Genomic DNA, 22,312 nt, shown 5'->3' with positions numbered 1-22,312 from the left:
TCGAAACGCCCCTCCTTTCGGTTGGGGCGTTTTTACTCGTCCACATACCGGAAACGCACCCGATTTAGGGCTACTAGCCCCAACTACACACCAAATCAGCCATTTCTTCTTTATTTCACCCCGAAAGCCGCTATCTTTAAAAAAGAGCAACAATAACCGGGTAAGATGACCGGACCCATGGGGAAAACGAGCGGTAAAAAGTTGACGATTGCAAAGGGCAAACAAAAGCCTATCCGGCTATCGCTTTCTGACAAGCGCTCTGTGCGCACGCAGTTCGGCGCGTTGCCCTTTCGTATCCATGACGGCAGGACCGAGATCCTGTTGATCACCTCGCGCGGGACAGGGCGGTGGATCATCCCAAAAGGCTGGCCAATGGACGGGGAAACCCCTGCAGGGGCGGCGGCGACCGAAGCCTATGAAGAGGCAGGGGTTGAAGGCAAACTGTTCCATCAGGTACTTGGGTTCTATGCCTATGATAAGGGGTTCGCGGGTGAAAGGTTGCCCTGTGTGGTGGCGGTATTTCCACTGAAGGTGAAAAAGCAGTTGAAGAGCTTTCCGGAAAAGCATGAACGCCGCCGCAAATGGGTCAGCCGCAAGAAAGCCGCGCAGATGGTAGGCGAGCCGGAACTGCGTCAGATCATCAAGGATTTTGATCCCAAAGCCCTGCGCTGATTAGGTGCTCAAGCCGCTGGGGCCTTGCACAAGCCCTTCTCGAGTTTCATATATCTTTAACACGACACCAAATGGACGTACGCGCCCCATGATCCGTTATGCTTTGAAATGCGACCAGAACCACGGCTTTGAAAGCTGGTTCCAGAACGCCGACGCCTTTGATGCGTTGAAGGCGGCGGGGCATGTTGCGTGCCCGGATTGTGGGTCCACCAACGTGGAAAAGACGTTGATGGCCCCGAAAGTGCGCCCGGCGCGCAGCGCTGCGGTGAAACCTGAGGTGCCAAAGACGCCCCCTGCTCCGGCTCCGTCGGCTCCTTCTCCGCATGTCGCACCTCCTCCGGAGGTACAGGCCGAGATTGAAGCAGAAATTGCCAAGCTGCGCGCCAAGGTCGAGGCCGAAAGCGATTACGTGGGCGAAGATTTCGCCCAAGAAGCCCGCGCCATGCATCTGGGCGAGGCACCGGAACGTGCGATTTATGGCGAGACAAAGCTGGAAGACGCCAAGGAATTGATCGAGGATGGTGTCCCGGTAATGCCCCTGCCCTTTACCCCCACGCGGAAGGTGAACTAAGGCACCTTGTGATCGGACGGCATTCGGCTAGGCTATCGCCACCGACATTGCATTCAGGATGCCTACCATGCCCGACACCATCACCATCCGCCCCGTTCGTGCAGACGACAAACCAGCGTGGCGCGCACTGTGGGCCGCCTATCTGGAGTTCTATGAAACCAAGCTGGACGACGCGGTCTATGACAGCTCGTTTGCGCGGATGCTGTCTGGCGAACCCGGAGAGTTTCAGGGTTTGGTGGCCGAGCAGAACGGCGTACTGGTTGGCCTGACCCACTTCCTATTTCACCGCAGCATGTGGAGCGTTGAGAACACCTGCTATCTAATGGACCTTTATGTCGATCCCAGCCTGCGCGGGAGCGGCGTAGGTCGACAGCTGATCGAAGCCGTCCACAAAATAGCCAAGGATAATGGCTGCTCGGGCACCTACTGGTTAACGCAAGAGTTCAACTATAAGGGTCGGATGCTTTACGATCGGGTCGCGACAAAGACGCCGTTCATCAAGTACGCAAAGAAGGACTAACCCTAATCTGGGGATGCCATGCAGTTCATTGAAAGATCCGTGCTTGGGGTGCGCAGTGCCATCTGGACCCTCGAGAACACGCGAACAGGCTTTCGCGTTCTGCTCTTTCCCATGATCCATGTGGCGCAGCCATCATTTTACGCGGAGGTGTCTAAGCGGTTGTCTTCGTGCGATGTCATTCTTTGCGAAGGTATCAGCAGCAGATACAGCAAAAGACTGAGCAGAGCCTATCTGCAACTGACGCGCAATCCGCGGCTGGGACTGGTTGCACAACACGAGATGGCACTTGATCACGTCAAAGAGCGGCTGGTCCTTGCGGATATCGAAGGCGCACTTTTTGACGAAAGCTGGAAAGGGCTCTCGTTCTTCAACAGGTTTGTTCTTCCGATTGCCGCGTATTTCTTCGGTCTTTATCTGCGGCTCTTTGGAACGCGCCGCCTTATGGCAAGCCAAATCAACAGCCAGATGCTGGAGAGCCGCGAGGATTTTTTGAAAGACGAAGATCTACAGGCGGTCGACGACATTGTGCTAGGGCGACGTGACCAACACTTGATCAGCGTCATCGACGATCAAATTGCCAAACTTGATGATACAAATCAAACCATCGGGATTGTCTATGGCGCTTCGCATATGCGCGCCGTCGCCCGTCACCTTGTTCAGAACCATGAGTGCCGCATCAAGACAGGAGAGTGGATCACCGTCTTCGACCTGTAGCGAACGTCCACCACCCACCCCCAAAGGGCCAACATGACACCCCATCCACACTTGCCCTTTCGCCCCCTCCTGCGTAAGAGAAGCCGGACGTAAAGGAAGGGATGGGGCAGCATGCCTATTCTGGTGATGAAATTCGGCGGCACATCGGTCGCCAATCTGGATCGGATCCACCGGGCCTCGAAGCGGGTCGCGCGTGAGGTGGCCAATGGCTATGACGTGATCGTCATCGTCTCGGCCATGTCGGGCAAAACCAACGAGCTGGTGGGCTGGGTCAACGAAACTTCACATCTGTATGATGCACGCGAATATGACGCTGTGGTCAGCTCGGGTGAACAAGTGACCGCAGGTCTGATGTCGCTGCGCCTGCAGGAAATGGAAGTTCCTGCACGCAGCTGGCAGGGCTGGCAGGTGCCGGTGAAGACCTCGGGCGTACACTCGGCTGCGCGGATTGAAGAGATCCCGACCGACAACATCATGGCCAAGTTCGGCGAAGGCATGCGTGTCGCTGTCGTGGCCGGGTTCCAGGGCATCGCAGATGATGGCCGGGTCACCACGCTGGGGCGTGGCGGATCGGACACCACAGCTGTGGCTTTCGCCGCCGCCTTTGGGGCCGAGCGTTGCGACATCTATACCGATGTGGACGGCGTCTATACGACGGACCCGCGCATCTCGGACAAGGCGCGCAAACTGGACAAGATCGCATTCGAGGAAATGCTGGAACTGGCATCGCTTGGTGCGAAAGTTCTGCAGACCCGCTCGGTCGAGCTGGCGATGCGCTATAAAGTGAAACTGCGGGTTCTCAGCAGTTTCGAGGAATATGACCCGGAAGCAGGCACGCTGGTCTGCGACGAGGAGGATATCGTGGAAAGCAATGTAGTTTCTGGCGTCGCATACAGCCGCGACGAAGCGAAAATGACTCTGATCTCGGTGGCGGACCGCCCCGGCATCGCGTCGGCCATCTTCACCCCGCTAGCAGACGCTGGCGTGAACGTGGATATGATCGTGCAGAACATCTCGGAAGAGGGTCGCACCGACATGACCTTCTCGTGCCCTGTTGATCAGGTGGCGCGCGCCGAAAAGGCGATGGCAGCCGCCAAGGAAGCCGGTGACATCAACTTCCACGACATCGTGGCGGATACGGATGTGGCCAAGGTCTCGATCGTCGGGATCGGAATGCGCTCACAGGCTGGTATTGCGGCTAAGATGTTCCAAGTGCTGTCGAACGAAGGCATCAACATCAAGGTTATCACCACCTCGGAAATCAAACTTTCAGTCCTGATCGACCGCAAATACATGGAGCTTGCCGTACAGGCGCTGCATGACGCGTTCGAGCTGGAGAAAGCGTAAGCCCTACCGGCCTATGGTTGGAATTAAGAACGGCCTCGCGAGGATGCGGGGCCGTTTTTTTGTTTGCCAACCCGCGCGCTCCACCATTAATTGATCCAAAGGTGTTCCGATGATTTTGTTTTTTACAAATGCGCTTCTCATTTTGTCCGCTGCTTCAGCGAGTTCGATAATCATCTACATTTTTGCCGCCATGACAGGAAATGTCTGGGTAGGTGATGTGCTTGAAGTAATCGTCTATGCTTCAATCGCAATTAATCTTTCGCTTGGGGCTTTGGCGCTTCTGAATGATAATGAACTAGCGCTTCAGGCCAACGCTGTGTTCTTACTCCTTCTACTATTGTCGTTGGTACTTGCAAAAATCGCGAGTTTTCCGGGCATCGGAGATCGGCACAGCAACCACGGCATAGGTGGGATAGGCTACCTTGCGCTGTTCAATATGATCGTGGTTATGGCACAATTTCGAGCATGGGCTATCAAATCTGCGGTGGTATTCGTGGTGGTGCTACCTCTGACCATTGCCGGCATTCGAAACCATGTTGTTGAACCGTTGAAATCAGAACTTCGAGCATCGGATCTTCAGTCGGCCTGCATAATCCAAGCCCCACGGGGCGACTACCGACATACAGCCTCAAAACGTATCCTTGAATTAGACGATCTTGAGCTTGGTTTGTTTGTTGGTTCCAAATCACCTCGCATACTTAAACATAATGATGGTGAATTTCTCACTTGGAAATTCTCCAAGCAGAAGTTTACGACTTCACGACCGAACGAGACATTAGGAGACTTCTGCCACTAGGCTTACAATCAATCCTCTATAGTTCTCGATACCCCCCTCCAATCCCGCGATGATCAACTCCACCCCTGCGCGAAACTGTTGAGCCCGACATATTCGCGCACGGCGACTTTCTCGGCCATGGTGCGCAGGTTGGGATAGATCTCGGCGGCGATCAGGCCTGTCTCCAAGTTTTTAGGTCACATGAATGAATGGTTTCCCATCCGGAAATCCACCCGCAGATGATAGGACCGGACCATGCCCCGCTGCTTGCACAAAGCGCATCCAGTTGTTCGTTTGACAGAGCAAAGCGACCTGCCCGATCCTTTTGACGATAGTTTTCCACGCTACGTGACAACATGTCATCCATACCGCCACGAACGCGATAGCCATGCGACGGATAGGTGTCTGCTTCCAAGCGCTGGTTCAGATCGGCAAAAATCTCAGCCTCTTCCTTCGACAGTTTGTACGCGGTGCTTCCAAGTGCCACGTGAATGAATTGGGCCGTCAGTTTGTCCAAATTCGGCTGCTTGGCGATCCAAAAGTATTCCGATTTATCGAGCAGAGAGTTGCCGTCGGTAATCATAAGGTGCAGGTATTCGGGGCCCAATTCGGAAAGAAACCCGATAAGGTCCCTTTCAGGCGATAACTCAAAAAGCTTGGTGGCTTCATACCACTGCTTTTCTTCGTCCATTGCCTGATCGTGAAGATCTTCTTCGCCGAAGGCCTGCTTCCAGACATCATCAGCCAAAAGCTGAACCTCATCCCTTGCAGTCCGGATCGTCGTACCGCAACCAGGGAACAAGTCTTGGGCCAATTCTCTGGTTCCGTCTTCTGGCCAGAGATTTGCATGAAGGCAAAAGATGGATTCGAATGCTTCCCGATTGAGGTTGTGAAGCTGAAACTGCTGCTCTTCATCCACGTGTCGAGAAGCGATCTTTGACGCTGCGAGAAAAAAATGGGTTGGTTGGTTGTTGGGAAGAGAAAGCCCGATCGCCTGGTTGCGATCCACCAGCGCAATGCTCAATTCCGACCGCCCCTGATTTAACCGTTCCTCGACATTTTCGACCGCCCTTTTGAGCTTCTTGTTTCTGAACAACCTATCGAAAATTTTCATGTCGGGTCTCCGGTCGGTAAAATGCCACGAGTTCGTAGTAGATCAATGCACCGCTTTCTTAGCACTCTTGAATTAGATGCATGTAAGGAAATCCTTGATACCGAAACGACAACCAGTTTCGTCCACCGAGGACGCACAATTCTAGTTTAGTTGGGTGACGAGGTTCGACCCAACTACGTTTTTTCCCCCTCCAACCCCGCAATGATCAACTCCACCCCCTGTGCGAAGTTGTGCAGGCCGTCATATTCGCGCGCAGCGACTTTCTCGGCCATGGCGCGTAGGTTTGGATAGGTCTCGGCGGGGATCAGGTGGAGGTGGGCTTTGGTGACCTCGGCGTATTCCTCGGGGGCGAAGGGGAAGTTTAACTCCTGAAGCGTGAAGCCATAGATATGGCTGTCCATCAGGTTCCAGGCGTGGTCAGCGTCGATCAGATCGAAGCCCGCGTTGGTCATGACGGCCAGCGTCGCCTCGACATAGGCCAGCACGTTGGGGCCGGTGTTGGGCAGCGATACCATCAGTTGGATCGTCCACGGGTGGCGTTTGAACACAGCGCGCGCGTTGTGGGCACGGGCGCGGAGTTCATCCTGCCATGGGCCGCTCGGATTGGGCAGCGGGATCTGCGCGATGGCCCAGTCAGCCATGCCCATCAACAGCGCGTCTTTGTTGGAAAAGTGGTTGTAGAGCGACATCGCCTCGACCCCCAAAGCGGCGGCCAGCTTGCGCATGGACAGCGATTCGGAACCAGCCTCGTCGGCCAGTTTTACGGCTGCGGCGAGGATCGCCTCGCGCGACAGCTTTGATGTTTTCCCTGATTTTCGAGCCACTTGCGCCCCTTTCGATTACCCCACTTGATTTACTTACACTGTAAGTTTATATCAAGCCCCAAGTTAACTTACACTGTAAGTAAAGGATCAAGGAAATGAAACGCATCTGCATCGTCGGGATCTCGGGCAAACTTGGGCAATACATGCTGAAACACGCGCTGGAGCGCGGCTATCACGTGAATGGCGTGTGCCGGGAAAAGAGCGTGGGGAAACTGGGCGCGGTGATGGCCGAGCACGGAAATCGCATCACGCTTTACCCCGGCAAAACTAATGACCGCGACGTGATCGAACGTGCGGTAAAGGGCTGCGAGGGCGTGCTGACCGTACTGGCCCCATGGGGCGTGCAGCAATATGCGTCGGGCACCGCACAGGCCGTGATGGACTTCGCCGAACCGGACGCGCGGCTGATCTATTCCTGCGGCTGGCACATCACGTTGGACGGCAAGGATCGCTATTCGTGGAAGATCAATGCGATCATCAGGTTCCTAAGCCCCCTTTTGCGCTGGCTGCGGCTGGTTGAGATCGACGACCAATACCGAGCCTGCGACCTGATCTTCAAATCGGACACCCGATGGACCGTGGTGCGCGGATCAGATCTTGAGGAAGGCGAAAGCCAAGGCCTGCCCGTCTGGTCGGAACATGTGCAGGACCCAGTGCTGGCGTCCAACATGACCCGCCGGATCGACTTTGCCCTGTTCATGGTCGAAGCGCTGCGGAACGACGCGCTGATCGGGAAAGCGCCTGCGATTTGTGGGGCAGGAACGGAGAGTGCGCGATTGGTTGAGATCGCTGTTTTGTGAAATCCTACCCCGCCCACCTCTTCGCGCCAAGGTTGACGCCAACACTTAGCCTAAATACGTTCGAAATCAGCTATTTATCTGAAAGGCGATTAACGTGTCTCGAATTATTGTAATCTTGATTGCAGGTCTTCTGTCGAGTGTCCCTTCCTTGGGGCAGACTGACCCGGTTGCGGGCAGTGACAGCCCAGAATACCGCGAGGCTGTAGAAACGTGGCTTGCAGGTGATGATATGGATGCGCTGCATTCCTTGGCAGCGCTGGCGAGGGAGGGCAACACAGCAGCACAGATGCTGTTGGCCAGAATTGCCAGCCACGGCTACATGCATTTTCACGTCACTTCAGACCTCCCCAGAAAAGAACGCGTCGCCCTTCTTCGCATTCCCAAGGGTCTATCTGGTAAATCTTGGTTAACAGAAGCGGCAAATGTCGCCCCCTTGGCCACAGCTCTGCTGCAGGCCCAAAAGATCGAAGAAAAGGTACCGGCGATCAGCGCATTACTTGATCGCGGGGAACCGATTGCAGCGTTACTTGCTGCAGAAACAATCCTTCGGCAGGGGCAAGCAGACGCCTTGCTTGAGGTACTTGTTGGGCGCGACGACAAATTGCCGGAAGAGGCGGTTGTCATTGTGCAGTGGGCATTGGCGCAAGCGTCCCGTTCTGCAAGCGAGCGCTATGTCGGCTCGGCGCGAAGGCCCATGGAAACCGGCGACGGCGCTGGAATAGACGCGTTGCAATTCGCATGGGTCAGCACACCTCCAAGGTCACTGGTTGAGAATTCAGAGCTTTTCAGACGTGTGAAAAATGTTGCCGGAGATGTACGCTCATGGCGACCAATGGTCGATTTCTGTGAACGCAGTTGCGAGAATGAAGTGCAGGCCTGTGTTGCAGTTGGCATTAGCACGATGTGGGCGTCTACTCCATTAGCGATGCGTAGCCCCCTTGAGACCGCAATTTCAAATGAGACTTACTGGGCAAGCCCGCGTGCGCAGCAGGATATGGCCCGTCAGATTCCTGATGTGAATGATTGGAACAATTGGGACGCATATCAGCAACTCAGCCCCTGCTATTTTGATGCCATGAGAAGTGCACAGACCGAGTTCGGCCACGCACAAACAAAATAGTAGATTGGGTTGACCTTCAGGCGCTCGGGCTTCAGTTGCGCGATAGACATACCAGGCCTCAGTCAGCGATACGACGCTTCAACCACCCAAACACCCGCCCATCATTCACCGCGAACCCCATCGCGATGATCGCGAAACCCATCCATGCTCCGGGCCCGATACGTTCACCCAGGAACATCGCGCCAAGCCCGATAGCGAAGGGCGGGATCAGCAAGGTGACGAGCATCAGGTTCGCGGCTCCTGCCCTAACGAGGATGGCGAAGTAGAGGACGTAGGCCAGCGCGGTTGAGAGGGCTGCGAGGCCCAAGAGGGCTCCCCATGTGGTCACGGACAGGCTCAGAGATGGCGCTCCGTCGACCATCCAGACAACAGGCGCCATAATCAACGTGCTGGCCGTCACCATGCCCAGCGCGTTCATCAAGGGCGGTTGGCCTGCCAGCATGACCCGGCCCCAGACGCTGGCGAAGGCATAGGACAGAGCGGCGCCGAGGATCGCCAGCTGCGCGAGGTTGGCGGGGTTAAAGCCCGACACGGCCTCGGGGCCCATGATGACACCGACACCGATCAGGCCTAGAAGGGCGCCTGCGATCTTGCGACCGGTCAGGGGTTCGTCGACCAGAAGCACGCCCGCAACGACCGCGCCGAACATCGCTGTGGTGCCATTCAGGATCGAGGCAAGACCGCTCTCAATCTGCGTCTGCCCCCAGAAAATCAGTGAAAACGGGATCGCGTTGTTCAACGCGCCCATACCCAGATAGCCCAGCCAAATGCGTGGGTTGCGCGGGATCGGGATTCGCTTCATCGCGACAATCACCGCCAGAATGGGAATGGTCCAAAACACACGATGCAGCGTGATGGTCAGAGGCGGCACCTCGCCCAGCGCGACCTCGGCAAAGAAAAACGACCCGCCCCAGACGGCCGCCAGAGCGATCAGCATGATCCATGCGGTGCGGTCCATTTGGAGGGAGGGTTGTGTCATTTAGCGGTGTCCCGTGTTGCTGCCCACAGTGATGGCGGGATTTGCGGTGAAGGCCAATCCGTTTCTTGTGGTTTCGAGATTAGCTACGAATGACAATGCAGCCACATCGTTGAACTAGATATCCACTCAAAGGCGATGATAGCTGGCGATCTGACCTTACCACCCATTATTGATGCTGCTACGTCTAGAACCGTAGTTAAGAATGGGGTGAGAGATGAGCTGGCAGAATTCGACAATCTCGGAAATCACGCAATCTTTCTCTGCACTTGGCTTCACTAAGCGTAGGAAGAACTTGGCTGTTAAAGAGCTTGGCAAGGGCAAGTTTCTTTGCCTGAGCGTTGGCTCCTCTAAGATCAAACTCGGTCCCCTGATGGTTGACATCTATGCGAACTGTTACTGGCGAGAGGTCGAAAAACTTGTTGCCGTCGGGTTCGGATTGAAACAAGGGTTCGCGTCATCGTTCACATCGGCGCGCATGCTCAATCAGGGTCACCGGTACACAATCGGAAGTAACGAAAGCAAAGCATCGGTCATTCCGCAGATTCTGGAAGACGTGAAAGCCATTCCGGAAACACAGCTTCTGGAGCTTTGCGATACAGAGGCGATTATCGCAGGTATCAAAGAGGATATTTCCAACGGGGGAGGCTATGCCGAACGACTTGTAGCTATCGAATGGGTCACGCAAGGCAAGGACGCTGCTGCGGCGCGCTTCGACGAATGCCTTACACTCGTTCAGGACGATTTCCATAAGTCGAGGCTGTCTGAATTCTGGCAACGACTATCGGATTCGAATGCTGCTTGAAAACAAGCTAAGTTGCGTCCTTCCCACATAAAACAAAAACAGCCCACCAATCCGGCGGGCTGTTCTTTATCTATCGCTTAGCACTCACATCTGCCCGTAAGGCGTCGAGCGCGAGATTTCGATTTCCTCGTCGCTCATCACCTCTTCGACGCCTTCGAATAGCGGGGTCGAGAGATAGCGTTCGCCGGTGTCAGGCAGCATGACCAGGATGTTGGCACCTTCGGGGGCCGACTTCGCGGTCTCGATCGCGGTGGCAAAGGTCGCACCGGCCGAAATGCCGACGAAGATGCCTTCCTCGGCAGCCAGACGTTGCGACCATTTGATGCCGTCCGGGCCGGGGACCGAGGTCAGTTCGTCAACATAGCCGTTGTCCAGCGCCTCCTGCATCACAAAAGGAATGAAGTCCGGGGTCCAGCCCTGAATGGGGTGCGGGTTGAAATCCGGATGGCCCTCGGTTGGCTGATGGTCATCGTTGCGGGTGTTCACATAACCCGAGGCGACCAGCGCCGCGTTGGCGGGTTCGGTCAGGATGATCTTGGTGTCGGGGCGCTCTTTCTTCAACACGCGCCCGATGCCCGTCACGGTGCCGCCGGTGCCATAGCCGGTGACCAGATAGTCCAGCCGCTCGCCGTCGAAATCGGCAAGGATCTCGCGCGCGGTGGTGTTTTCGTGGATGTCGGCATTGGCGTCGGTTTCAAACTGGCTGGCAAGGAACCAACCGTTCTCTTCAGCCAGTTCTTTGGCTTTGGAATACATACCAAAGCCCTTCAACTCTTTGGGGGTCAGAACGACCTTCGCGCCAAAGAAACGCATCAGCTTGCGCCGCTCGACCGAGAAGCTTTCGGCCATGGTCAACACCAGCGGATAGCCTTTGGCAGCGCAGACCATCGCAAGGCCGATGCCGGTGTTGCCGGATGTGGCTTCGACCACCGTCTGGCCGGGCTTCAGCGCGCCCGAGGCTTCGGCGGCTTCGATGATGTTCAGGGCAAGACGATCCTTGACGGATCCGGCGGGGTTAAACGCCTCCATCTTGACGAACATGTTTACGCCTTCGGGCGCGATGCGGTTGATGCGGATGACGGGCGTGTCGCCCACGGTGTCCAGAATGCTGTCATAGCGCGTGCCGCGCCCATTGGTCTGTCGGGGTGCCATGGAAAGGTCCTTTCGCAATACACGGGTTCATTGTTCGTTGGGTATTAACTTAGACTGCGATCCGCGGGGCCTAAACCCGCACCCACGAAAAAGACTGAAATTCACGCCTTGCAATTCGTCCCCGGCGCATTGTCCCATAATCAGCCAAAGTGCCACTTTTCTGTTCCGCTCAAACGCTGGTCGGGACGCGCAAATAACAGGCGCGCCGGGCGGTGTGTCAAAACGCGCGAGAATTTGCTGATGCCGACGTCACGTGTTTCTGGCATAGGTGGCAGCGAGCCGCTAGAATAAGGCTTGATCAAACGGCTCATGCCTCGGTTACCGGGACTACAAAGAAGCCGTGGCAAACAGGGATTGATGAAGATGGCAGAAAGCCAGACAAGCGACAGTCGAAAGCTGCTGGTCAGCCTGCGCGAGACCCTTGCGGCAGCGTCCGAAGGGCAAGAGCGGCTGGACCGCATCACGTCGCTGATTGCAGAAAGCCTTGGCGTCGAGGTGTGCTCGATCTATCTGTTCCGGGACACGGAAACGCTTGAACTGTGTGCGACCGAAGGGTTGAATCCGGAAGCCGTGCACCAGACACGTCTTCGCGTCGGTGAAGGGCTTGTAGGGCGCGTGGCGCGTTCGGGCCGGGTGGTAAACACCGAAGATGCACCGTCAGAGCGCGGGTTCCGGTATATGCCGGAAACGGGCGAAGAAATTTACTCGAGCTTCATGGGCGTGCCCATTCAGCGCCTTGGGGAAAAACTGGGCGTGTTGGTCATCCAGTCGAAAGATCCCCGTGCATTCTCAGCCGACGAGATTTACGGCATCGAAGTGGTCGCCATGGTTCTGGCCGAGATGACCGAGCTGGGCGCCTTTGTGGGCGAAGGCGAGGCCATGGGCGCACTGCACCAGCGCCCCGCGACATTCAATGGCGGAATTGGGCAGGAAGGTGCGGCCGAAGGCCATGTCTGGTTGCATGAACCACGCGTGGTTGTGACCAACCCTGTGGCTGATGATCCCGATGCTGAATTAAAGCGGCTGAACGATGCCGTTGATACTCTGCGTGTGTCCGTGGACGAGATGCTTGAGAACGCGCAGACGACCGACAAGGAACAGATGCAGGTTCTGGAAGCCTATCGGATGTTTGCCAATTCCAAGGGATGGATGCGGCGTATGGCCGAGGATATTTCTCGGGGCCTTTCCGCTGAAGCTGCTGTCGAAAAAGAACAATCCGCAGCGCGTGCCCGGATGAGCCAAGTACCGGACCCTTACCTGCGTGAGCGACTGCATGACCTGGACGACCTGTCCAACCGCTTGCTTCGGATCCTGACCGGACAGGGCAAGGATACCGGGGCCGAGATGCCAGACAACCCGATCCTGATCGCCACCAATATTGGTCCGGGGGAACTGCTGGAATACGGGCGCGGCCTCAAAGGGATCGTGCTTGAAGAAGGCTCGGTCGCAAGCCACGCTGCAATCGTGGCGCGAGCTTTTGCGATTCCCCTGATCATTCAGGCGGGGCACATCGCAACCGAAGCCTTGAATGGCGACCACATCCTTGTGGATGGCGAAGCGGGCGTGGTGCATCTACGCCCCGAGGATACGATCATCACCGCCTTCCGTGACAAGATGGCGATGGAGGCCAAGCAGCAGGAACGCTATCGCAGCTTGCGCGACAAGCCCGCAATGGGCCTCTGTGGGACCGAGGTAAAACTGCACATGAATGCAGGGTTGATGGCCGACCTGCCGTCGCTGGAAAGCTCTGGAGCACATGGGGTGGGCCTGTTCCGCACCGAGCTTCAGTTCCTGACTGTGGACCGCGTCCCGCGCCGCGGTGATCTGGCGGCGACCTATGCGCGTGTCATGGACGCCGCGAAAGGCAAGCGGGTCACGTTCCGGACGCTCGATATCGGGTCGGATAAGGTATTGCCCTATATGAACCCGCTGGACGAACCTAACCCGGCCTTGGGCTGGCGTGCGATCCGCGTCGGGCTGGACAAGCCTGGTGTCATGCGGATGCAATTGCAGGCGCTCATTCGCGCCGCTGCCGGGCGCTGCCTGACGGTTATGTTCCCTTTCATCGCCCAGCTGGACGAGTTCCGCGACGCACGCGAAATGCTTCTGGCCGAGATCGAACGCGAGCGTGCCCTGGGGCATATCCTGCCCGAGAAGGTCGAGATCGGCGCGATGTTGGAAACACCCTCGATGGTGTTTGCCCCACAACAATTCTTCGAGATGGCCGATTTCATCTCGATCGGCGGCAACGATCTGAAGCAGTTTTTCTATGCAGCAGACCGCGAAAATGAACGAGTCCGGCGACGTTATGACACGCTGAACGTGTCCTTCCTGAACCTGATCGAAGAGATCGTGACACGTTGCGACGCGGCCCGTACTCCGCTGAGTTTCTGCGGGGAAGACGCAGGCCGTCCACTGGAAGCGGTGTGTTTTGCAGCGCTTGGGATGCGCCACCTTTCCATGCGACCGGCCTCGATCGGACCGGTCAAGAGCCTGATAAGACGCACAAATATCGAAGACCTGCGCGAACTCATCGACGAGACCCGTCTGTCTGGCGAGCAATCCGTGCGCGCGACGGTCAAGGCTTGGCTGGCCAAAAATTCGACCTGACAAGCAGTTTTTTTCAGCTCTGCGCGCCGTGTTAGGTAAATATTCAGACAATTAGAACAATAACAGAACAGCAACGCGGGCGTTTAGGAGGAAACCGGCAACGGGACCGGCCGATCCGCTCGTATCCTGGAAGACATGCCGCGGTTCTTTGATCGGCCATTTGCCTACTCTGAACCGCATTAGGAGAAGCCCATGCTGTTTCGTGTACTTTTCACCGGAGTTTTCACCGGCACCATCGCCGCCATCACCGCGTTCTCGCAGGGGCTTGGCCCAATTTCAGTCCTTATCGCCTACACGCTCTTTGCTGCATTTGCCGTGATTGGCATGGGTGTCCTGACTATTACCGCCCCGAAACAACCTGCCTCGTCGCGCCAGTGGAAGCTAAACCAATCCCGCGGCACCCGGGCACATCGAATCTGGCATCCGCTATCGCAAAATCGGCGCAGCCCTTACTGGCAAGAACGACTGGAACGTATGTCACGCCAAACCATCGGCGCGCAGGCCAAACCTGCTGCGGTTGGTGTGTTTTCATCTGTACGGCGCAATCAGCCAACCTTTCAATAAAGGTCCCCGATCACCCAATGTGGATTTGTTCACAGATGGGCTGTGTCGAACCGGCGTACCTCGCCAGACACGCCGCGCCAAGCCCCGCCGCCCCGATCATAGGCCAGAACACGGTCCGGGTTGGTGGGCGGAGGCATCATCACTCCGTCTAATCGAGTAAATCCGAACCGCTGATAGTAAGGCGCATCCCCAACCAACATGACACGATCCCAGCCCAGTTCGGCCGCCCGCCCGATGCTCTGACGGATCAGATGCCCCCCCAGTCCCTCACCCTGCCGGGTCGGGTGCACCGCGACCGGCCCGAGCAACAGTGCATTGTGCGTGCGTTCGCCCACTACCGCGATTGGCCAATAGCGGATCGCCCCAGCCAGAACACCATCCCCGTCGCGGGCTACCAAGGACAGTTCAGGGATTGGTGGCACGTCATCGCGCAGACGATAGGATGACAAGGCCTCGCGCCCAGGCGCAAAGCACAGGTCATAAAGGGCTTCGACCTCCCACCAATCTTCCTGCGTTTCCTGAGACAGATGATACAGCTGCCTGCCCTCGTGTTGCCTTTGGCTTCTCTTGAGGTTCCTGCTATCACGGCAAGGCTATGAAACGGAAGGGATAAGCCAGTGTTCTACAAACCCGAAAACGGGCACGGGCTGCCCCATAATCCGTTCAACGCCTTGATCGTACCGCGTCCTATTGCGTGGATCACCACAAGAGATGCCGATGGTCGCGATAACCTTGCACCTTATTCGTTCTTCAATGGGGTGGCCTATGATCCGCCACAGGTGATGTTCGCCACGACCTCGGGCAAGGCGGATCGACAATTGGGAAAGGATAGTTTGGACAATATCCGCCAGACCGGCGTGTTCTGCGTGCACATGGTATCAGAAGACCTAACGGACGCGATGAATGTCAGTGCCGCCAGCTTCGCACGTGAGGTCAACGAGATCGAGAAGGCTGCTTTGGACCGGGTGGAGTGTGAAACCATCGCTGCCGCCCGCCTTCCCGCTGCCCCCGCCGCACTTGAATGCAAGCTAACGCAGATTACGGAACTGTCAGGCAAGGCCAATCATGTCTGTTTCGGCGAAGTGACCGGTATCCATATGCGGGATGACTGCATCGTCGACGGGATTTTCGACATCACCCGCGCACGCCCCTTGGCCCGATTGGGGTATCGCGACTATTCCGTCGTACGCGACAGTTTCACCCTGAAACGCCCCGGAGAGTAACTCCGGTTAATCCAACCAAAAAAGGCGCCCGAAGGCGCCTTTTTATTAATGTCCACCGAGGATGCCGGTTTTGACCGAATAGTCCACGGCGACCTCGTAATCAGGGTCATCATCGCTGTCGACCATCAGGTGTCCTGCCTTGGTCAGCAGGTCGTGACAGTCGCGGCTCAGGTGACGCAGCTGAACTTTCTTGCCCAGTGCTTCGTATTTCAACGCCACGGCCTCGATCGCTTGTAAGGCCGATTGATCCACGACGCGCGAGCGGGCGAATTCGATCACCACAAGATCGGGGTCGTTTTTGACGTCGAACAGCTCGATAAAGCCTTCGGCCGAGCCGAAGAACAGCGGGCCTTCCACGTCATAGACTTTGCCCCCGTCTTCTTCGCGGGTGACCGCATGGATGCGGGCGGCAGCGTTCCACGCATAGGCCAAAGCCGACACGATTACGCCCACCACCACGGCAACAGCAAGGTCTTCATAGACAGTCACAGCGGTCACCAGCAGGATTACGAACGCATCAGTGCGTGGCACACGGCGTAGGATCTTCAACGAGTTCCAGGCAAAGGTGCCGATCACCACCATGAACATGACGCCGACAAGGGCAGCCAGCGGGATCATCTCGATCCAGCTGGAGGCAACAACGATGAACAACAGCAAGAAAACCGCGGCCGCGATACCGGCGATACGAGTACGTCCGCCCGAGCGCACGTTGATCATCGATTGGCCGATCATGGCGCAACCGCCCATGCCGCCAAAGAAACCGGTGATCACATTCGAAGTGCCCTGCGCGATGCATTCCTGCGAAGCGCCGCCACGCTGGCCGGTCATCTCGCCCACAAGGTTCAGAGTCAGCAGGCTTTCAATCAGCCCAATCGCAGCAAGGATCACCGCATAGGGAAGGATGATCCAAAGCGTTTCAAGTGTGAAGGGGGCAAGCGCGGTGCCATAAAGCCCCTCGCCCGTACCGAACGGATTGTGGAAGCTTGGCAGACCGCCCTTGATCGAGGCCATGTCACCAACAGTCGGCACGTCGATCCCAAAGGCAATCACCAGCCCGGCAACAACACCAATCCCAGCCAAAGGTGCCGGGATAATCGAGGTCAGTTTCGGCAGACCCCAGATGATTAGCATCGTCAGGCCAACAAGGCCCAGCATCATGAAGAGAGGCAGACCTGAAAGCCATTCGCCCCCCGCAGCGCCATGCCCCGCAGCCTCGACCGTCCCCGGCACCTTGAACTGGGTCATCTGAGCTAGGAAAATAACGATCGCCAGACCATTCACAAAGCCTAACATTACGGGGTGCGGCACCAGCCGGATGAACTTCCCCCAGTGCATGACGCCGGCAAAAATCTGCAAAATCCCCATCAAAACAACGGTCGCAAACAGGTATTCAACTCCGTGTTCGGCGACCAACGCCACCATAACAACGGCCAGTGCACCAGTTGCGCCCGAGATCATGCCCGGACGTCCGCCGATCACAGCAGTGATCAGACCCACCATGAAGGCCGCATAAAGACCCACCAACGGGTGCACGCCGGCGACGAAAGCGAAGGCCACGGCTTCAGGTACGAGGGCGAGGGCCACGGTCAGACCCGACAATAGCTCGGTTTTGATCCGCGACGGCGTCAGCTCGTCATTCGGCGACAAGCGCAGATCAGGGCGTTCGATACGATTGGCAAAGCTTGCCAGCAGGGCTCGGGCCAAGGGGTCACCTCATTTGGGGATTTGTTCGCAATGGCGCTAACTACTAGGTTCGCAGGTATTGAGCAATCCCCGTAGCGACATGCAGTTATGCAGTTCAGGCATGGCTTCGCTTTAAAGGCATCTATCGCCGTCAATCAGCTTCGGTGAGCCAAAACACCACCGTTATCCAATCAAACAAATAGTAGAAGAACATCCGTCCGAGAACGATCAGAATGACCCAATCAGTCAGGTCACCGTGGTTCAGGACAAACATCGCCACCGCACAAAAAACCGCGTCGCGCAGGATCAAGATGCGTACAGCCGTAAACACGAAGGCGCGTTCTTCCGGGTCTGCGCGCCACCTGAAAGGGAGCCGCGCAATCATCTCTGGCGCCGCGACACTCATAATCAGAAGCAAGACAAGCATAGTCAGGTACGAACCTAGCACCAGCAATTGAAGCGCAAAGTCCGACAAAAGTAACACTGCGGCCATTAGGCCAGCCCAAACGAATGCAACGATCCAAAGATGTTGTCTGCGATCTTGTTTAGTGTGGATTTCCGACAGTCTCTGAGGCGTTGACCGGGAAAAGTTGAGGGTCAGGAAAACGCCGATCGTCAGACCGAAGGGGGTGATTTCCAGACCCAGGATCGAAAACGACATTCCCTGAAATGCAAACCAGATTACCAGCACGCTGATATTGCTCGCCAGGTACTCCAACGAAGGTCGGACAAGGTATTCGACTGATCTGAAGAACCACATAACGCTCACATACGATCTGAAAATGGCACATTCTCGTCGGGATGGAATCTTTTCTTTGGCATGTAAAGCGGGCAAGACTTGCGCCAACAGAAATGGAGGCAGGCATGGACACACATATCGGGATCATCGGGGGATCGGGCATCTATCAAATGGACGGCCTTGAGGACGCGCACTGGGTGGACGTTGAAAGCCCTTGGGACGCACCATCCGATCAGATTCTGACGGGCCGTCTGAATGGTATTCAAATGTCATTTCTGCCGCGCCACGGGCGGGGGCATGTACACAGCCCCTCGGACGTGCCGTATCGCGCCAATATTGATGCTTTGAAGCGACTGGGTGTCACGGATGTGATCAGTGTGTCTGCCTGCGGGTCGTTCCGCGAGGAAATGGCTCCGGGTGATTTTGTCATTGTAGATCAGTTCATTGACCGAACCTTCGCCCGTTCGAAAAGCTTCTTCGGATCGGGCTGCGTGGCCCATGTGGGCTTTGCCCATCCAACCTGCCCACGGCTGTCCGCGGCCTGTGCTGATGCCGCGCGGGAAGCCGGTGTAACGGTGCACGAGGGTGGTACCTATCTGGCGATGGAAGGTCCCCAGTTCTCGACACTCGCCGAAAGCCGACTGTATCGCGATCAGTGGGGCGCACACGTGATCGGTATGACCAATATGCCGGAAGCCAAACTCGCCCGTGAAGCCGAGCTTTGCTATGCCTCGGTCGCGATGGTGACGGATTACGATTGCTGGCATCCAGACCATGACGAGGTGGACGTGGCGCAAGTGATCGCGACGCTGACCGGCAACGGCGACAAGGCTAAACGGATGGTTGCAGGGCTGCCTGTTTTGTTGGGCTCGGAACGCGCTGCTTGCCCCCATGGCTGCGACCGCGCGCTCGACATGGCCATCATGACCGCCCCGGAAAAGCGTGACCCTGCGCTTCTGGCCAAGTTGGATGCGGTAGCGGGGCGGGTTTTGTGAACCGCCTGAACGGCGTCGACATAACCCGATACCTCGCTTTTGTTGGCATGGTTTTGGTGAACTTCCGGCTGGCCGCCGAGGTTGCATCAGGCGCGGATGTCGGATCGCTGATCACCAACAATCTGGAAGGCCGCGCCGCCGCCTTGTTCGTTATTCTGGCCGGAGTTGGTGCCAGTCTTGGCAAGCCCGCGTGGCATCTGAACCTGCGCCGCGCCATTTTCCTGTTTGTCATCGGCATGCTGAACATGCTGATCTTTGACGCAGATATTCTACATTTCTATGCGCTCTATTTCATCGTCGCGATGGCGTTCATATCTCGATCGAACAACTGGCTTCTGTTGGGCACAGCCGGTTTCATCCTTATGGGTTTTGGGGCACAGCTGGTTTTGGATTTCGATCAAGGCTGGAACTGGAACACACTAAGCTATGCCGATTTCTGGTCCATTGAGGGCTTCTTGCGTCATTCGCTCTTCAACGGTTGGCACCCGGTTTTTCCGTGGGCGGCCTTCATATTGTGGGGCATGTGGTTGGGACGCCTTAAGCTAAGCCGCCGGACAGTTCAGATCGGCTTGGTATTGGGCGGTGCATTGGTGGCGGTTGCCGCTCAAAGCGCCAGCGCAGCCCTGATCAGCGATCCCGAGATCGGCGCGCTGATGAGCACTGAACCGGCTCCCGCGGGACCGCTTTACATGCTGGCCAGCGGGGCCACGGCCACAGCGGTTCTGGGCACTGTGTTGCTGGTCACGCCACTTTTACTGACACTGCCGCTAATCCGGCGCATCTGCGATGCAATGATCGTTGCCGGGCGTCAGACCCTGACCCACTACGTGGCGCATATCGTGATCGGCATGGGGACGCTTGAGGCGATTGGGCTGCTCGACGGATCGCTTCGGCCGATGCAGATTTTCTTGATTTCGATCGCCTATTGCACAATTGCCGCGTTGTTCAGCTGGCTGTGGTCGCATAAGTTCAGACGCGGGCCGCTTGAGGCCGCTATGCGTCTGATCACCGAGGGGAAAACATGAAATCCGTCAAAGACTATATCCGCACCATCGTGGACTTCCCGCATGAAGGGATCCTGTTTCGCGATGTAACCACTTTGTTCGCCAACCCGCGCGGATTTCGCATGGCTGTGGACCAGATGCTGCACCCCTATGCGGGCATGCAGATCGACAAGGTGGTCGGGCTTGAGGCGCGTGGCTTCATTTTGGGTGGCGCGATTGCGCACCAGCTGACGCTGGGCTTTGTGCCGATCCGCAAGAAGGGCAAACTGCCGGGGGCAACTTTGTCGGAAGCCTATACGCTGGAATATGGCGAAGCGGTGATGGAGGTTCATGACGACGCCATTCAGCCGGGCGAAAAGGTTTTGCTGGTGGATGATCTGCTGGCCACAGGTGGCACGGCCGAAGCCGGGATCAAACTGATCGAACGTTTGGGAGGCGAGATCGTGGGCTGTTCCTTCATCGTCGACCTGCCCGAGCTGGGTGGGCGCAAGAAGTTAGAAAAGCTCGGCATGGGCGTCGATGTTTTGTGCGAATTCGAAGGGCTGTGAACCTTCCCTTAACCAGTAGGCCGTAATCCTTTCCCTGCCCGGTTGGAGTTCGGGCGCTGCTTGAGCACATGGATAACGTGCAACGCCCCGCTTACCCGGCGGGGCGTTTTCCGTTTGATGCAGCCGATAGGTGGTTTCAGTCCCGCGGAAAGATCACGCCTGGGTTCATGATCCCATTGGGATCAAGCGCCTGTTTGATCGCGCGCATAGCGGCAAGGCGGGCGGAGTCGGCGTAGCGGGCAAGCTCTTCCGTTTTCAGGCGGCCCACCCCGTGCTCAGCGCTGAAAGACCCGCCATGATCGGCCACAAGATCATAGACGGCGCGGCGGATCGCGTCGCGTTTGGGCATGTGGGTGGCTTTGTCATCCCCTGCGGGTGGGAAGACGTTGTAGTGCAGATTGCCGTCGCCGAGATGGCCAAAAGTGTTCACGCGATACGGGCCAAGGGCGGCGAGCGTGTCGTCCGCGCGGGTCAGGAAGGCTGGGATCTCGGACAGTGGCAGCGAGATGTCATGCGAGCTGATGGCCCCTATAGCCTTGTTTGCCAATGGGATCTCTTCACGCAGCTTCCACAGCGCGGTGCGTTGGGATTGGGATTGCGCGATGACTCCGTCCGAGACGAGATTGGCTGATTGCGCGCTTTCAAAGAGCGTCAGCAAAGCCTCTTCGGGATCGTCCGACGGACCGAGGCCAAGGTCGATCAGCACCGACCAGCCGGGCGTCTCGGAAAAGGGTTGCGGTCCGCTCAATTTCGCCTCGGACAGAAACTCAAGCCCTGTGCCCTTGATCAACTCGAATGCGCTGATCCCCTGCCCCAGTTGAGCTTGCGCGATGGCCAGAAGATCCAAAGCGGCCGCGGGGTCGCGCACAGATAACAGCGCAGTGCCGGTGCGTACGGGACGGGGAAAAAGCCGAAGGCTGGCGGCGGTGATGACGCCCAGCGTACCCTCGGCTCCGCAGAGAAGCGCGCGCAGATCATAGCCGGTGTTGTCTTTGCGCAGGCGTTTCAGCCCGTGATGGATGGTGCCATCTGGCAGCACGGCCTCGACCCCCAGACACAGATCGCGCGCGGTGCCATAGCGCAGCACATTCACGCCACCCGCATTGGTCGAGAGGCAGCCGCCGATGCGGCACGACCCTTCTGAGGCCAATGACAGGGGGAACAGGCGGTTGGCATTTTCAGCGGCAGATTGGACATCCGCCAGAAGGACGCCAGTTTCGGCCACCAGAACGTTTTCCGAAGGGTGGACCGCGCGGATGCGGGTCATACGTTCGAGGCTTAGGATCACAGGTTGGGCGTCTTGCATCACCTGCCCACCGACCAGCCCGGTGCCGCCACCATAGGGGACGACCGGGGTGCGCGCGTCGTTGCAGATGCGCAGGATCACCGACACCTCGTCCACGGATCCGGGGGCCAGCAGAAGACCGCCCGCGCCATGAAACAAGCCGCGCGGCTCTTCCAGATAGGCCGGTGTCAAGGGACGGAAAACCGCGTCCGGCAGGGCCGCGCGCAGTTTTGCTTCGATGGTGTCACCGACGGACCTCATGTCACGCCCC

23 protein-coding genes are annotated in these 22,312 nt (G+C 57.2%); 15 read left to right on the top strand and 8 right to left on the bottom strand.

The window, feature by feature from the left end; translation table 11 throughout:
* Positions 1–201: 201 nt before the first annotated feature.
* From ACP15F_RS03070 to ACP15F_RS03045, 6 genes are all read left to right on the top strand, one after another.
* Positions 202–672, top strand: coding sequence for an NUDIX hydrolase (locus ACP15F_RS03070; protein ID WP_424939378.1), 471 nt, complete (start codon positions 202–204; stop codon positions 670–672).
* A gap of 88 nt (positions 673–760) precedes the next feature.
* Positions 761–1,243: a DUF1178 family protein gene (locus ACP15F_RS03065; RefSeq protein WP_424939377.1), complete on the top strand. Its 483-nt coding sequence runs from the start codon at positions 761–763 to the stop codon at positions 1,241–1,243.
* Positions 1,244–1,310: 67 nt separating this feature from the next.
* Positions 1,311–1,763, top strand: a complete 453-nt coding sequence (locus tag ACP15F_RS03060; protein ID WP_424939376.1) for an N-acetyltransferase family protein — start codon at positions 1,311–1,313, stop codon at positions 1,761–1,763.
* An 18-nt stretch (positions 1,764–1,781) separates the two neighbouring features.
* A complete protein-coding gene (locus ACP15F_RS03055; RefSeq protein WP_424939375.1) occupies positions 1,782–2,477 on the top strand; it encodes a hypothetical protein in 696 nt (231 codons plus the stop codon).
* 111 nt (positions 2,478–2,588) lie between these two features.
* Entirely contained in the window at positions 2,589–3,824 is a 1,236-nt protein-coding gene (locus tag ACP15F_RS03050) for an aspartate kinase (RefSeq protein WP_424939374.1), read from the top strand.
* A gap of 109 nt (positions 3,825–3,933) precedes the next feature.
* Positions 3,934–4,620 (top strand): hypothetical protein, encoded by a 687-nt coding sequence (locus tag ACP15F_RS03045; RefSeq protein ID WP_424939373.1) that lies wholly within the window; start codon positions 3,934–3,936, stop codon positions 4,618–4,620.
* A gap of 151 nt (positions 4,621–4,771) precedes the next feature.
* Here the strand turns inward: ACP15F_RS03045 and ACP15F_RS03040 are convergent, their stop codons facing one another.
* Both ACP15F_RS03040 and ACP15F_RS03035 read right to left on the bottom strand, forming a co-directional pair.
* Positions 4,772–5,713 carry a hypothetical protein gene (locus tag ACP15F_RS03040; RefSeq protein WP_424939372.1) on the bottom strand — a complete coding sequence of 314 codons (942 nt, stop codon included), beginning with the start codon at positions 5,711–5,713 and terminating at the stop codon, positions 4,772–4,774.
* A gap of 173 nt (positions 5,714–5,886) precedes the next feature.
* A complete protein-coding gene (locus ACP15F_RS03035) occupies positions 5,887–6,537 on the bottom strand; it encodes a TetR/AcrR family transcriptional regulator (RefSeq protein WP_424939371.1) in 651 nt (216 codons plus the stop codon).
* A 95-nt stretch (positions 6,538–6,632) separates the two neighbouring features.
* Between ACP15F_RS03035 and ACP15F_RS03030 the strand changes: the two genes are divergently transcribed.
* Together ACP15F_RS03030 and ACP15F_RS03025 are read left to right on the top strand one after the other, a co-directional pair.
* Positions 6,633–7,337, top strand: a complete 705-nt coding sequence (locus ACP15F_RS03030) for an NAD(P)H-binding protein (RefSeq protein WP_424939370.1) — start codon at positions 6,633–6,635, stop codon at positions 7,335–7,337.
* Positions 7,338–7,431: 94 nt separating this feature from the next.
* On the top strand, positions 7,432–8,457 hold the full coding sequence (locus tag ACP15F_RS03025; RefSeq protein ID WP_424939369.1) for a hypothetical protein: 1,026 nt from the start codon (positions 7,432–7,434) through the stop codon (positions 8,455–8,457).
* A 58-nt stretch (positions 8,458–8,515) separates the two neighbouring features.
* Here the strand turns inward: ACP15F_RS03025 and ACP15F_RS03020 are convergent, their stop codons facing one another.
* On the bottom strand, positions 8,516–9,436 hold the full coding sequence (locus ACP15F_RS03020) for a DMT family transporter (RefSeq protein ID WP_424939368.1): 921 nt from the start codon (positions 9,434–9,436) through the stop codon (positions 8,516–8,518).
* Positions 9,437–9,650: 214 nt separating this feature from the next.
* Here ACP15F_RS03020 and ACP15F_RS03015 point away from each other — a divergent pair, with 214 nt between their 5' ends.
* Positions 9,651–10,238: a hypothetical protein gene (locus tag ACP15F_RS03015; RefSeq protein WP_424939367.1), complete on the top strand. Its 588-nt coding sequence runs from the start codon at positions 9,651–9,653 to the stop codon at positions 10,236–10,238.
* Positions 10,239–10,322: 84 nt separating this feature from the next.
* Here the strand turns inward: ACP15F_RS03015 and cysK are convergent, their stop codons facing one another.
* Positions 10,323–11,390 (bottom strand): cysteine synthase A, encoded by a 1,068-nt coding sequence (gene cysK, locus ACP15F_RS03010; protein ID WP_424939366.1) that lies wholly within the window; start codon positions 11,388–11,390, stop codon positions 10,323–10,325.
* A 363-nt stretch (positions 11,391–11,753) separates the two neighbouring features.
* Here cysK and ptsP point away from each other — a divergent pair, with 363 nt between their 5' ends.
* Positions 11,754–14,000 carry a phosphoenolpyruvate--protein phosphotransferase gene (gene ptsP, locus ACP15F_RS03005; RefSeq protein WP_424939365.1) on the top strand — a complete coding sequence of 749 codons (2,247 nt, stop codon included), beginning with the start codon at positions 11,754–11,756 and terminating at the stop codon, positions 13,998–14,000.
* A gap of 192 nt (positions 14,001–14,192) precedes the next feature.
* Positions 14,193–14,564 carry a hypothetical protein gene (locus ACP15F_RS03000; protein ID WP_424939364.1) on the top strand — a complete coding sequence of 124 codons (372 nt, stop codon included), beginning with the start codon at positions 14,193–14,195 and terminating at the stop codon, positions 14,562–14,564.
* 29 nt (positions 14,565–14,593) lie between these two features.
* On the opposite strand, the gene ACP15F_RS02995 is transcribed toward ACP15F_RS03000, so the two are convergent.
* Positions 14,594–15,100 (bottom strand): GNAT family N-acetyltransferase, encoded by a 507-nt coding sequence (locus tag ACP15F_RS02995; protein ID WP_424940930.1) that lies wholly within the window; start codon positions 15,098–15,100, stop codon positions 14,594–14,596.
* 81 nt (positions 15,101–15,181) lie between these two features.
* On the opposite strand from ACP15F_RS02995, the gene ACP15F_RS02990 reads away from it, so the two are divergent.
* On the top strand, positions 15,182–15,787 hold the full coding sequence (locus ACP15F_RS02990) for a flavin reductase family protein (protein ID WP_424939363.1): 606 nt from the start codon (positions 15,182–15,184) through the stop codon (positions 15,785–15,787).
* 45 nt (positions 15,788–15,832) lie between these two features.
* Here ACP15F_RS02990 and ACP15F_RS02985 read toward each other — a convergent pair whose 3' ends face one another.
* Positions 15,833–17,491: a SulP family inorganic anion transporter gene (locus ACP15F_RS02985; RefSeq protein WP_424939362.1), complete on the bottom strand. Its 1,659-nt coding sequence runs from the start codon at positions 17,489–17,491 to the stop codon at positions 15,833–15,835.
* A gap of 130 nt (positions 17,492–17,621) precedes the next feature.
* Entirely contained in the window at positions 17,622–18,305 is a 684-nt protein-coding gene (locus tag ACP15F_RS02980; RefSeq protein WP_424939361.1) for a hypothetical protein, read from the bottom strand.
* Between the two features lie 29 nt (positions 18,306–18,334).
* Here ACP15F_RS02980 and ACP15F_RS02975 point away from each other — a divergent pair, with 29 nt between their 5' ends.
* From ACP15F_RS02975 to ACP15F_RS02965, 3 genes are read left to right on the top strand one after another with little or no spacing between them, the layout of a single operon-like run.
* Positions 18,335–19,204, top strand: a complete 870-nt coding sequence (locus tag ACP15F_RS02975; RefSeq protein WP_424939360.1) for an S-methyl-5'-thioadenosine phosphorylase — start codon at positions 18,335–18,337, stop codon at positions 19,202–19,204.
* A complete protein-coding gene (locus ACP15F_RS02970; RefSeq protein WP_424939359.1) occupies positions 19,201–20,229 on the top strand; it encodes a DUF418 domain-containing protein in 1,029 nt (342 codons plus the stop codon). The genes ACP15F_RS02975 and ACP15F_RS02970 overlap by 4 nt, the downstream gene beginning before the upstream one ends.
* Positions 20,226–20,756, top strand: coding sequence for an adenine phosphoribosyltransferase (locus tag ACP15F_RS02965; RefSeq protein ID WP_424939358.1), 531 nt, complete (start codon positions 20,226–20,228; stop codon positions 20,754–20,756). Before ACP15F_RS02970 ends, ACP15F_RS02965 begins: the two co-directional genes overlap by 4 nt.
* Positions 20,757–20,892: 136 nt before the next feature.
* Here the strand turns inward: ACP15F_RS02965 and ACP15F_RS02960 are convergent, their stop codons facing one another.
* Complete coding sequence (locus ACP15F_RS02960) at positions 20,893–22,302, bottom strand: FAD-binding oxidoreductase (protein WP_424939357.1); 1,410 nt, start codon at positions 22,300–22,302, stop codon at positions 20,893–20,895.
* Between the last annotated feature and the right edge of the window lie 10 nt (positions 22,303–22,312).

Origin of the sequence: Aliiroseovarius sp. S253, assembly GCF_049800855.1 — a bacterium.
Taxonomy (GTDB): Bacteria; Pseudomonadota; Alphaproteobacteria; order Rhodobacterales; family Rhodobacteraceae; genus Aliiroseovarius.
This window is presented reverse-complemented; position numbering and strand designations above follow the sequence as displayed.